Origin of the sequence: Rothia mucilaginosa (genome assembly GCF_964211445.1) — a bacterium.
GTDB lineage: Bacteria > Actinomycetota > Actinomycetes > Actinomycetales > Micrococcaceae > Rothia > Rothia mucilaginosa_E.
The window spans coordinates 1-12175 of record NZ_CAXOQT010000044.1 but is presented as its reverse complement, the minus strand read 5'-3'; the positions used below and the strand labels follow the sequence as shown (position 1 = coordinate 12175).

General features: G+C 60.0%; 8 protein-coding genes. 1 reads left to right on the top strand and 7 read right to left on the bottom strand.

From position 1 onward, the window contains the following. Positions 1–56: 56 nt before the first annotated feature. The 7 genes from AB8E48_RS08705 to AB8E48_RS08675 all read right to left on the bottom strand — a co-directional run bounded on the left by AB8E48_RS08705 (position 57) and on the right by AB8E48_RS08675 (position 10534). Positions 57–1427, bottom strand: coding sequence for a hypothetical protein (locus AB8E48_RS08705; RefSeq protein ID WP_368886450.1), 1371 nt, complete (start codon positions 1425–1427; stop codon positions 57–59). A gap of 492 nt (positions 1428–1919) precedes the next feature. Then, positions 1920–3275, bottom strand: a complete 1356-nt coding sequence (locus AB8E48_RS08700) for a hypothetical protein (protein WP_294626317.1) — start codon at positions 3273–3275, stop codon at positions 1920–1922. Between the two features lie 597 nt (positions 3276–3872). Beyond that, entirely contained in the window at positions 3873–5660 is a 1788-nt protein-coding gene (locus AB8E48_RS08695; protein ID WP_368886449.1) for a DEAD/DEAH box helicase, read from the bottom strand. Between the two features lie 314 nt (positions 5661–5974). Next, on the bottom strand, positions 5975–6274 hold the full coding sequence (locus AB8E48_RS08690) for a DUF3039 domain-containing protein (protein WP_005506434.1): 300 nt from the start codon (positions 6272–6274) through the stop codon (positions 5975–5977). 295 nt (positions 6275–6569) lie between these two features. Then, positions 6570–8246, bottom strand: coding sequence for a transporter (locus AB8E48_RS08685; protein WP_368886448.1), 1677 nt, complete (start codon positions 8244–8246; stop codon positions 6570–6572). Then, positions 8222–9220 carry an ABC transporter ATP-binding protein gene (locus AB8E48_RS08680; protein WP_368886447.1) on the bottom strand — a complete coding sequence of 333 codons (999 nt, stop codon included), beginning with the start codon at positions 9218–9220 and terminating at the stop codon, positions 8222–8224. The genes AB8E48_RS08685 and AB8E48_RS08680 overlap by 25 nt, the downstream gene beginning before the upstream one ends. A 300-nt stretch (positions 9221–9520) precedes the next feature. Beyond that, the gene (locus tag AB8E48_RS08675; RefSeq protein ID WP_368886446.1) at positions 9521–10534 is read right to left on the bottom strand and encodes a co-chaperone YbbN; all 1014 of its coding nucleotides are present in this window, start codon (positions 10532–10534) and stop codon (positions 9521–9523) included. A 306-nt stretch (positions 10535–10840) separates the two neighbouring features. Here AB8E48_RS08675 and AB8E48_RS08670 point away from each other — a divergent pair, with 306 nt between their 5' ends. Beyond that, positions 10841–12127: an AI-2E family transporter gene (locus AB8E48_RS08670; protein ID WP_368886445.1), complete on the top strand. Its 1287-nt coding sequence runs from the start codon at positions 10841–10843 to the stop codon at positions 12125–12127. The last annotated feature ends 48 nt before the right edge of the window (positions 12128–12175 follow it).

The window sequence follows — 12175 nt, the reverse complement described above, 5'->3', positions numbered from 1 at the left end:
CGGCTCATCGAGCAATACAAACCGAGTAGCTGAGGCTACTTAGTCAACCGAGCCGCTTACTTGAAGCGAACCTCCGCCATGCCGTTCACGCGAACGTTCGGGCCGACCGGCGCCTCCTTAGTGCCAACAATCGCGCCGTTACGCACGCTCGGCGCCAGGTAGGAGCCGCCAGCACCACCGGCGCCACCCTGCTGAACGTAGCCGACCGCGCGGCGCGGGTTCTTCGGGTTGTTGCACCACTGCTGCGAGATGATGATTGCCGAAACCGCGTTCGCCGCACCGGAACCGCCACCGCCGTAGCCTGCGCCGCCGCCAGCAGAAACCACGGTCTGGTAGCCGAAGAAGTTCTTGCTGATGGTGATGCTGGTGGTTCGTGCGGTTGCGGTGCCGGTCAGGTTCGCCGGGTCGTTCTTGTCGTACTGGTAGGCGTATGCGCCCACGCCGTCCGCACCGTTTGCGTTGAAGCCGTTACCGCCGGTTGCGCCCGCGGTACTGGTGCTGTGAATGATCTGCTTGTTCTGGGAGCCGAAGCCGACCAGACCGTGGTCGCCGGTGGGCAAGCTATTGGGGATAGCACCCATGCCACCTCGACCGCCGGAGCCACCTGTGCCGGGGGTTGCGATGATCTGCAGGTTCGCCTCGACGCTGTACGCATCGCTTGCGGCAGCACCTTCATAGCCCATGGCGGCTTCTGCGTTGCCGCCGGAGCCGCCGCGTACCCATTCCAGGCCGCAGACCGGGCTAATCGCGTAGCTGGAGCCGGGCAGCGGTGCGGTGGAGCTGGAGTTACGCACGTGTCCGCCGCCGCCACCTGCCGCGACAGCAACCACGGTGCCGTTAATCAGCAGTGCGGAGGAGCCGCCACCGGATGCGGCGTAAATGCTGCGCTTGAAGTGGGTGTGGGGTGCGCCGTCGCCCGCGGTGGGGTTGCCGTAGGTACGAGGGTTCGCCGCGTCGATAATGCCCTTCGGACCTGCGGGAAGGGTGACCTGAGCGGCGGAAGAGCCGCCCTTGCCGTAGCCTTCGCCACCGGTTGCGGGCTTGGATTCGTTCCAGCTTGCGCCGTTGCGGGTGACGCGCTCGAGCACGCCGATACCGCCTGCCGCGGCGACAATTTCTACGGTTGCGCCGGGGGTGACACTGACGGTGCCGGTGACCTTGGCGCCGCATCCGCCCTGGCTGCGTGCCATGACGGTGCCGCCCGCGCCGCCGGTGAGGGTGAAGCTGAGTTCGCGTACGCCCGCCGGGACGGTGAAGGTCTTGACGGCCTTGCGGCCGTTTGCCTGGCCCTTGATGGTGTGGGAGGTGCCGGTTTGCGCACCGTTGGCGGCGTATGCGGGTACAGCTGCGGAGGCTGCGATGACGGGCAGTGCCCAGGCGGCGCCGGTGAGGACGGTGCGGCGGGTGGGGTGTGCGTTGTGAGGCATGAGGTTTTCTTTCATGAGGGTTGAGGGTGAGGATTGAGATGAGTGAATAATTTACACCATTGTGCACTGAGTGCAATATTCATTTTCTAGGGTATAGACCCTGAAAAACATTCTCAACTCGCCGCGCTATGACCTCGCTCAACTCGGCTTTTCCCAGGCATAGCGAAGGCCCGCAGACACCGAAGTGCCTGCGGGCCTTCAGGTTGGCGCATTACTACCAACCTTTTCCTCAAAGCCATTGGTTTCATCGTTGAGACTCAACGAGACATCACTCAATGGCGTTCTCCGTGAGTGGCCAAAATACACCAAGAAACCACTCGCCAGAGAAGTACACAGTCCTCATGCCAGATACGCGCGGATGCGCTTCTGGCGGGACTAAAACTTAGGGGCCGGTTCTCCCGCTCCTCATGAGATTTCAGGAGCGGGAGAACCGGAAGGGTTAGTGTCTAACCCACCGAGCAACCCAAGAGGGAGACTCGGATAAGCACGCTATTAGGAGCGCTCGCAGAAGCTGACGACCACGGAGCCGTTGGTACGCTTGCCACGCTCAGTGGTGACCTTCTTGTAAAGACCAACCTCAACGTTAGTAACGTCGGGTGCCAGGTAGGAACCACCTGCGCCACCGCCGCCACCAAGCTGGCCGAAGCCAACGTTCTGGCGGATACCGTTGGGGTTGTTGTTCCACTTCTGGGTCAGAATGATTGCAGCAGCGGAGGTAGAAGCACCGGAGCCACCGCCACCGTAGCCTGCGCCACCACCTGCGGAGTATACAGACTGGTAACCGTTGAAGTTGTGGCCAGCGGAGTCGTACTCAAGACCCCAAGGCTTGCCGTTAAGAACGCCCTCTTCCTTCTTGGTGCGGTCGTTGTTATCGACCTCGTAGGAGTAGGAAGGCACGCCGTCTGCACCGGCGCCAGCGAAGCCGTCGCCACCTGCGTTACCGGAGTTGGAAGAAGCGTAGAGTTCCTGGTTGTTGGTGTTGCTAAAGCCAATAACACCGTTGGGGGACTTGCCAGTGGGCAGGGCGGTCTTGGTACCACCGGTACCGCCGATACCACCTGCGCCACCCTTACCAGCTTCAACAGCAATCTGCTGGCTGTGGTCCTCAGTGTAGTAACCGTAACCCTGCTCACCAGCACCACCGGTCAGACCGGATGCGCTACCTGCCTTAGAAGCCATGTAGGGGTACTCGGCACGGTTACCGTTAGACTTCCACCAACCAGCGTCAATTGCACCACTGTAAACGTAACGCTCGTTGTTGGAGCCACCAGCGTTGATAACACCAACGCCACCGCCACCACCGGCAACAGCAACGGGAACACCGTCAATAAGAACAGCAGAGGAGCCGCCACCCGAGGAGGAGAAGAGGCGACGCTTCAGCTGAGAGTCCTTGGGCCACACTGCGTCAACCTTGGAGACAACGCTCGCAGGAATTGCGTCGGTGCCCTTAGAGGAACCACCGTTACCGTAGCCCTCGCCACCCTCAGACGGGTCCAGCGGGAAGTTACCGACACCACCAGCTGCTGCCACGATCTCAACGAGCTGGCCTTCCTTCACAGCAATAGTGCCGGAAATCTGTGCCGAAGCACCACCGGGGACTGCGGGGTACTGAGTACCACCGGGGCCACCGATAGCGACGAAGTTAATCTTGTCAACGTTAGCGGGAACCTTGAACTTCTGGACAGTCTTAGCACCTGTGGAGGTACCTTCGATGGAGTATGCCGGAGTCTTCTTATCTTCACACTCGGTGGAAGATGCGAAAGCGGGAACAACAGCGGAAGCCGCGACAACCGGAGCAGCCCACGCTGCGCCGGCAACAACCTTGCGGCGAGAAATGTTAGTAGACATGTATGTCCTTCGAGAGTGATATCTTGGGCACTCACTCCCACCAAGAACGCGGCCGATAAATCCACGCAGGGCAGACGCACACACAAAAGTGAAGATAGCGTGCAGAAGAGAGTGAATGCATGATGTTTCTATACAAGCGTCAGCCCCTGCACGCCCAGAAGATCAAAAACACAAAGGTCAGCTTCAAAAGCACAGGGAAACCCAACACTTGGAGAAAGCATACCCCCCCCCCGTATTAAATTTTCAAGCGAAAAACGCACACAATCTTCCATAAACCCACTTTGACCTGCAGTATTCAACCAGTACTTGAACTTTTATTCACACATATTTCTCCCCTAAATCCCTCTGACACATCTCCTTTAAACAACCTTCAGACGATGTTTTTCTCAAATTAGGGGGCAAAAACCAACATTAAGTTTTTTAAGAACCACCTATTCCCACTATCTAACCGACTTATTTTCTCCGCGTATGTGCTTTTAAGCACCTGAGAAAACCTTCAGGTAAAAATCACTCAAAGAGCCACAGTAGCCTCACAAACACAAGAAGCCCCGCGAGCGCACACACCCGCGAGGCTTTTCTTTACGTTCTATCCACGTTCTAGCGTCGGCCCACGAACCAGTCCGACAGCTTATCGATACGCGCCTGAATCTGCTCAGCAGAAGCCTGCGCAACCGCCGGGCCACCACAAATCTTACGCAGCTCATTGTGAATCACGCCGTGCGGCTGACCCGAACGAATCGACCACGCCGCCACATTCTTCGCCAGCTTATTGCGCAAATCCTTCAACTGGCGGTGATCCACCACCGAAGGCGCCGCAGGCGCCGGGCGGCGTGCCGCGTGCTCACGCTGATGCGCTCGCAACAGCGTACCGACCTGTTCGGCATCCAGCAGGCCCGGAATACCCAGGAAGTCCTGCTCCTCCTCGCTACCCACGGCAAGGTTGCCGGAGGCGAACTCGGCACCGTCGAACAGCACACCGTGGAAGGACGCCTCGGAGCCGAGCGCCTCGAACTTGCCGCGTGCCAGCTGCTCGGAGGCGCGTTCCTCGCGGTTTGCTTCTTCGAGCAGGTGGTCGTCCAGGCCCTCAACCATGGGGTCGATTTCCTGGGGTGCGCCGCGGTCGAGGGCGTGGTCGCGTTCTACTTCCATATCGTTGGCGAGCATCATCAGCTGCGGCACCGACGGCAGGAACACGGAGGCGGTTTCTCCGCGCTTGCGGGCACGCACGAAACGACCGATCGCCTGGGCGAAGAATAGCGGGGTGCTGGTGCTGGTGGCGTACACGCCCACGGCGAGGCGGGGCACGTCCACGCCTTCGGACACCATGCGCACGGCAACCATCCAGCGCTGCATGCCTTCACGGAATTCGTCGATTTTCGCGGAGGCTTCACGGTCGTCAGAGAGAATCACGGTGGGATATTCGCCGGTGATTTTCTGAATCTGTTCGGCGTAGGCTTTGGCGTCCGCGTGGTCGGTGGCGATGACGAGCGCACCGGCGTCGGGCACGGTGCGGCGCACCTCGGTCAGACGCTTATCGGCCGCCGCGAGCACGGTCGGGATCCATTCACCGTTGGGGTCGAGGGCGGTTCGCCACGCCTGGGAGGTGATGTCCTTGGTGAAGCCCTCCCCCAGGTTTGCCGCCATCTCCTCACCGGCGGAGGTGCGCCAACGCATCTGGCCCGAGTACGCCATGAAGATGACCGGGCGCACCACGTGGTCCTTCAGCGCGGGGCCGTAACCGTAGGAGTAGTCTGCCTTGGAGCGGCGGATACCGTCATTGTCAACCTCGTAGGTGACGAACGGAATCGGGGAGGTGTCCGAACGGAACGGGGTACCGGTCAGCGCCACACGGCGGGTCGCATCGTCGAATGCCTCGCGCAGACCGTCGCCCCAGGAGAGGGAGTCGCCGGCATGGTGAATCTCGTCAAAAATCACGAGGGTCTTCGTTTCCTCGGTGTTGCGGGCGTGCAGCTGCGGCTTATTCGCCACCTGTGCGTAGGTCAGCGCCACCCCCTTGTAGTGGCGGCTGATGGTCACATCCGCGTTCTTGAAGTTCGGGTCAATGGGAATACCGACCTTCGCGGCGGCGTCTGCCCACTGCTTTTTCAGGTGGTCGGTCGGCGCCACAACGATGAGCTGGCGGACCGTGCCGCGGTTGAATAGTTCCTTGGCGAGGGTCAGCGCAAACGTGGTTTTACCCGCGCCGGGGGTTGCGACTGCCATGAAATCGCGGGGGTTGGTTTCGAAGTACTTCTGCATGGCTTCTGCCTGCCAGGCGCGCAGGCTGACGGAGGTACCCCAGGGGGCGCGGTCGGGGTATGCCGGGGAGAGCTTCGGCTTCACCATACTGTCGAATAGGGTGGGTTCCTCTGCGGGTGCGCTCATTCTCTCCTTCTTCCTCGTCTACCTCTGCTGATTCCTCCCGCCGACTCAGCGCAGGGCGCTTCTCCCCCGTGTGGAGGTGGTGGGCGCTCTGGTGTTCCAGTGCTCTGGTGTTTCTGGTGCTCTGGCGGTCTGGGCACAGCGAGGTTAAATTCTAGCACCACATCCGCGGGTTGGGCCGGGCTGTGGTGCAAGAATTTGGTGCTCGTCAGCAAAGTCTCATGAGCGGTGTTGGGCCGTTGAGTCTCGCTGTTGCGGCGTGTTATTTATTCGTATTTATTCAGGCGTATTGTCTGAGGCGTGTCGCCTGGCGCGTATTATTCGCCGGAGCCGTTGTCGCCGTCGTTGCCGGGTGCGAGGCCTTCGTAGATTTCCTTGCACTGGGGGCAGACAGGGAACTTCTGCGGGTCGCGGCCGGGTACCCACATTTTGCCGCAGAGGGCGCGCACGGGTTCACCGGTCAGCGCCGATTCGAGGATCTTTTCCTTGCGTACGTAGTGGGAGAAGCGCTCGTGGTCGCCGGGCTCAGAAAGCTGGGTTTCTTCGCGTTCGAGCAGGGCGGTACCGCCTGCGGTTCCGGGGCCAAAGGGGTCTTCGATGCCTTCGATCGAGCTCATGTTTCTCCTTGATGATGAGGTGGGATACATAGGGTGAGGGGTGCCGCTGCACGGTTGGGTGATTGGCGCCTTCTCTATTTTAGTAGCAGTTGGGAGGTGCTGAGCCCCCGGGCGGTCAATATGGAGGCAGACCACAGCTCAACCATAGACTCTTAGGTATTGCGGTGAGCTTCTTTCTGCTAGAAGTTCGGGGCTAGAAATTCGTGCGGCACAGAAAAGGGGTTCCGCGCCAGGCTTAGTACCTAACACGGAACCCTTCTCTTTTATTCCTGATGCGCTGGAGCTTCGACTCTTGTTAGTTCGCCTGGAAGCGTGCCACACGCTCCAGCATCTTGGAGCTGACCTTGTCGTAGCGGTGACCGCCCCACGCCACGCCGCCCACGAGCAGTGCGGCACCAATCAGCAGCTGAATCAAGCCACCGAAGACGAGGGTCAGCATATCCTGCGTGCTGAAAATATACACGATAACGGAGATACCGCCGGGTAGTGCGCTGAGCATCACCAAAATAATGGTGAGCATCAGCAGTAGCTGCTTAGCGAAGCCCTCATTGTTCTTCGGGTTCTTGAACGGGTTAGCCCCGGGAGGCGCCACGGGCGGACTAATGAAGGTGTCCATCACGCTGCCCATGCCAGCCGCTGCGGCGAGCACGCCCAGCTGGTGCATCAGCACAATGGGGAAAAGCTCCAGGTGCCCATTTGCCGCTGAGGCGACGAACACCATCACCACTACGATCGGAACCATCAGGATGCTGTAACCCCAAAGACGGCCGAGACGATCGTCAATACCGCGTAGCGGGGAGAGCACGTGCAGGCTGAATGCGGTGTTGTCGTAGGAGACGAGGTAGCACATGTAGTAGCCGGTGAAAACGGTGCAGAAGTACATCCAGAATCCGAAGAGCTGCATGACGCCGCTATTGATAATCTGGTTGGCTTCAGCCGCGTTGATGCCATTAAAATCAACATGAGTTTTAACGGACCCTACAGAGCTCAGGAACAGCGGCATGCCCACCGTCAGTATCAGGTAAAGCATTGCGGTGCTTACGGTTAGCAACTGCAGACGGTTGTCTTTCATGAATGAGTGCAGGGTTCGTGCTGCCACGGCGCCACGCGGGGTTGCGGGGAACCGTGCAAACAGGCCCAAATCGCCTGCAGCGACTTCGGCAGCGCTGGCGTGGTGGGCGCTACCGCCCACATTCGCCATGGAGCGTGCCAGGTTCTTACCCCACAGCCACCAACCGCCGACCAGGTAGACGAGGGTCAGAGCCAGGCAGCCAAGGGCGGCGCCCATATTGCCGCTCGCCATAAAGTAGGGCACCGCAAACGCGGAGCCGAAGGGGGTCACGCTGAGCCACGGCAGGTAGGGCAGCACCTCTTCCCAGTGCTTGGTCAGGTAGGTTATCGTTCCACCGAAGATAAAGCCGGCGCTCATCATCAGTAGCATGGCAACGATCATCAGGGTGTTGGCGATGCGCGGGTTATCGTTCAGCGCCATGCCCAGGCGGTTAGCGAGGCGCGCCCACACCATGAGGTTCGCAAGGCCGAGCACGCAGCAGATGAGGTACACGACCAGCGCGAGCGGCTGCGATATAAACGTGATAGCGCCCAGCAGCACGGCAATGATGCTGGCGATGCCGGGGATACCCACGAACCCGCCGAGGAACTGGCCCTTCTGCAGGGTGGAGGGTTTGATGGGGAAGAGCACGAATCGGCTCTCGTCCAAGGTGCCGTCCAGTCCGCTGAAGAAGATAGGGACGATAGCCCAGGCGAGCGCAATAACCGCGCCTACCAGGAGGGTTCCGAGCTGACCGTATTCGGGTACCTCCGAGTTAGCGATAACGTATGCGGAGCCGAGGCCGAAGAGCATACCGCCCGCATAAAGCGCCGCAAAAATCAGGCCGATGAGCGCCCAGATGCTTCGGCGGAAGGAAGCGAGCACATACTGCCACTTTAGTGAGACGAGGTGCCCAACCATGACAATCCTTCCGAGGAGGTGCGGCCGCCGACCAGCTGCACAAATCGTTCTTCAAGGCTCATGCCGGCGCGTACTTCGTCGACGGTTCCGGCGGCGAGAATACGGCCGGAGTCCATGACGGCTACGTGGTCGCACAGGCGCTGGACAAGGTCCATCACGTGCGAGGAGATGATGACGGTACCGCCGGAGGCGACAAAGCCGCGCAGAATGTCCTGAATATTAGCGGCAGAAACCGGGTCGACCGCCTCGAAGGGCTCGTCCAGAATCAGCACGGAGGGTGCGTGGACGAGGGCGGCGGCGAGCGCAATCTTCTTGGTCATACCGGCGGAGTAGTCGGCGACGGCACGACCGGCTGCGTCGGTCAGGTCCATTGCGGTGAGCAGATCCTTAACGCGGGAGGCGACGGTTTCCTTATCGATTCCGTGCAGGTAGCCGGAGTAGGTGATGAGCTGCTCGCCGGTGAGCTTGTCGAAGAGGTGCACGCCGTCGGGCAGCACGCCCAGGTGTGCCTTGGCTTTGAGCGGGTCGGTCCACATGTCGATGCCGCGCACGTATGCGGTGCCTTCGTTGGGCTTGAGCATGCCGGTGACCATGGAGATGGTGGTGGTTTTACCGGCGCCGTTGCGGCCGACCAGTCCGTAGAAGGATCCCGAGGGAATGTCGAGGTTGATGCGGTCGACGGCGACCTTCTGGCCGAATGCCTTGGTGAGGCCGCGGATTTCGATTGCGGGGCGAGCGCCAGCCGCCGGTGCGGTCTGCGGGGTGACGGGTAGCTGAGGTGCTACCGATGCGGGAACTACAGCTTCCGGAGCTGCAAGCTCAGGGTTTACAGCTTCCGGCGCTGCAGATTCGGGGACTATAGCTTGAGGTACTGCCGCGGCGGGTGCTGCCTCTACTGCGGTCTCTTGTACCGGGTTCTGCGGTGAACCTGGCTCATGCGAATCGGGGTTCTGAGAAAAATGACTAGTGTTCATATTGTCACCCTATCACCCCTTGTAGAAAGGTCTATAGGGTTTGGCGATAAAACCCGCATATTACGCATCTGTCATGCAGTATATGGACATTCCGAGCTCTATTTGTAGCGTTCACCCACGCTATCTGTCAGGTTGGGCTGGTCGCTCTCCCCCGCCTCAAAACCGCCGAAAAACGCAAACGCAGGACGGGCTACCGCCCACCCAGCAGCACGAGTGCAGAGGTAGACGATAGCCCGTCAAAGTTTCAGCCGGTTAGACCGGCTCAGCTCCCTTTGCGAGCTGTTTTGAGAACAGCGCCTTTTAGAACAGCGCCATGGTCAGTGCCGCACGCGCCTTCACGGTGCGCGGGTCAGATGCACCCACCACGTCGAAGAGCTGCACGAGGCGCTCGCACACACGCGCCTTATCGTCGGGGCCGACGGCGCTGAACAGGCGTAGCAGACGGTTGTAGGCATCCTCCACGTGGCCGCCCACCAGGTCCAGGTCGGCTACGTTGAAGGCGGCGTCAATGTTCATGGGGTCTGCCGCAGCCGCCGCGCGTTCGGTTGCCATGTCCAGATCCTTCACGCGGGCAAGCAGTTCAACCTGTTCCAGGCCGAGCTTCGCTTCCTTATCGCCGGGGTTCTCGGTGATTGCCTTGCGGTATGCGGCGCGGGCGCCCTCCAGGTCGCCGCGGTCGAGGGCAGCGACGGCTTCTGCATGCAGGGGCGGCAGGGGCTTTTCGTCTTCGGGAACGACCGGGTCGAAGCCACCGGGCAGCTGGTACTGTGCCGCGAGCTGCAGAACCTGGGAGAGCACATCGCCGAGGTCTTCTGCACTGACCGGGCCGGTGTAAATCGGTGCCGGGCGGCCCGCCAGAACAGCAACACCCGCGGGCACGCCGCTCACGCCGAATGCCTGGGCGGCTTCGGGGAGCTTGGTAACGTCCACGGCGGCGCAAATCATGCTACCTGCGGCAGAGTCAACGAGCTTCTGCACGCCCTCAAGCATCTGCAGGGAGGACGGCGAGTGCGGTGCGTAGAGCGCAAAAATCACGGCGCCCTGGCTGGAGAGCTGCACGAACTTCTGGAACTCTTCGGGGGTGTTGACCTCGTAGCGCCAGGTGGGTGCGGAGGGGGTCTGCTCACCGGTCTGGGCGTTGCCCTGTGCTGCAGTGTTCTGTGCCCCGGCGTTGGGGTTCAGTTCCATGGCGTTGCGTACGGAGGCGGGAATCTCCTGCGCTGCGCCGTTCTGTGCCACACCGCCCTGCGCGCCGTTACCCTGTGCCGCGTTCTGGGATGCGCCGCGGTCTGCCGGATCAAAAATAATGCTCATCCTGGGCTCCTTTACGTTCTTATCTATCGTTCTTATCTATCGTTACGTGCGGGCTAGACCCTTCACGCGTTCCTTCCTCTATTATCGCCACTATGCGCCGTTACGGGCGTACGTTCTATGGCGCCTACGCTCTGAGCTCATGCCGAGGATCGTGTTTAGGCCGGTGCCCGGACCGCCCCGCAGATACCTCTCCCACCTGCACTCCCCTACCTCTAGCGTTCACCGATGGCACGGTAACAAGACGACCCAGCCGGTAGAATGGCACAGTAGAGAAAAAATACCCGGAATGATCCGGAAAGGAAGAGCATGAGCGAGAAGAAATCCTCAGCAGCTCCCGAAGAGACCTCATCGTCTAACGAGCCGCGTAAGAAGGAATCCCTCACCGACCAGATTACGGAGACCTTCAGCGAGCTGACCGAAAGCATTAGCCAGGTGCGTTCCAACCGTCGCCGCGCGTCCATGCCTCCTACGGATACCATTCCGGTGGTCCCCGCCGCTTCTGAGGATGCTCCCCCGGCGCCGAAGGTGGTCGGTAACGGCAAGACCTCCATGATGCACAACCCGGTTGCGTTCGGCTTCCTCATGACCGTTGGCGTGGGTCTGGCGCTTTTCGCCTACTACATTTTCAATAATGTGGGCGCCCTGGTGGGTTGGGTGACCGGTGCTATTTTCATTGCTCTGGGTCTGGACCCGATTGTGCGCCGCCTGGAGTCGTGGGGCATTAAGCGCGGTATCGGTGTAATTGCTGTGCTTGCTGGTTTTGCTGGCGCCGTGACCGGTCTGGTCATGACCATTGGCCCGATTATTAGCGAGCAGGCATCTAAGTTTGTTCAATACGCGCCGGGTATCTATCAGAACACGATTGATTCTGATTGGTACCACGAGCTTGATCAGCGCTTTAACATCAGCAGCTGGGTGAATGAGAACGTCCCGAAGTTCTTGGAGTCGACGTTCTCCTCTTCGCAGGTCAATAGCTTCATGTCGAGCCTGGTTTCTGCGGGTTCTACTCTGGCGCAGAGCGTGACCGGCGTAATTATTGTGCTGTTCCTGTCCCTGTACTTCCTCACCTCGATGGACACCATCAAGGCGTGGGGTGTTCGTCTGGCGCCGGCTTCTAAGCGTGTGCGCGTCAAGTACATTACCGACAAGATTACTGAGTCGGTGGGTAACTACGTGATGGGTCAGGCTCTGGTTGCTGTTCTGAATGCTTTTGTGGCGTTCTTTATTATGCTGTTTCTGGGCTTTAGCTTCCCGCAGTTGATGGCTTTGGTGGTCATGATTCTGGCGTTCATTCCGCTGGTTGGTGGCGTGATTGCGCTGATTTTGACCTCGCTGATTCTGCTGACTCAGGGCTGGAGTATGGCGCTGTGGTTTGCGGTGGCGTACTTCCTGTACCTGCAGGTGGAGGCGTACCTGATTTCTCCGCGTATTATGGCTCGTGCGGTGTCGGTTCCTGCCGGTGTTGCGATTATTTCGGTGGCTGCCGGTGGCGCTCTCTGGGGCGTGCTGGGTGCGCTGATTGCTATTCCTGTGGCGGCTTCGATGCTGATTCTGGTGCGTGAGGTGTTCATTCCTCGCCAGGACCAGCTGTAATACTCTAGATTTCTCTACGCGCTCGTTGCTCTCCCCTAGGGCAGGCAT

Excerpts from the sequence above, each read along its gene's own strand:
- AB8E48_RS08705 (WP_368886450.1), bottom strand. The coding sequence starts at position 1,427 with ATGCCTCACAACGCACACCCCACCCGCCGCACCGTCCTCACCGGCGCC.
- AB8E48_RS08700 (WP_294626317.1), bottom strand. The coding sequence starts at position 3,275 with ATGTCTACTAACATTTCTCGCCGCAAGGTTGTTGCCGGCGCAGCGTGG.
- AB8E48_RS08695 (WP_368886449.1), bottom strand. The coding sequence starts at position 5,660 with ATGAGCGCACCCGCAGAGGAACCCACCCTATTCGACAGTATGGTGAAG.
- AB8E48_RS08690 (WP_005506434.1), bottom strand. The coding sequence starts at position 6,274 with ATGAGCTCGATCGAAGGCATCGAAGACCCCTTTGGCCCCGGAACCGCA.
- AB8E48_RS08685 (WP_368886448.1), bottom strand. The coding sequence starts at position 8,246 with ATGGTTGGGCACCTCGTCTCACTAAAGTGGCAGTATGTGCTCGCTTCC.
- AB8E48_RS08680 (WP_368886447.1), bottom strand. The coding sequence starts at position 9,220 with ATGAACACTAGTCATTTTTCTCAGAACCCCGATTCGCATGAGCCAGGT.
- AB8E48_RS08675 (WP_368886446.1), bottom strand. The coding sequence starts at position 10,534 with ATGAGCATTATTTTTGATCCGGCAGACCGCGGCGCATCCCAGAACGCG.
- AB8E48_RS08670 (WP_368886445.1), top strand. The coding sequence starts at position 10,841 with ATGAGCGAGAAGAAATCCTCAGCAGCTCCCGAAGAGACCTCATCGTCT.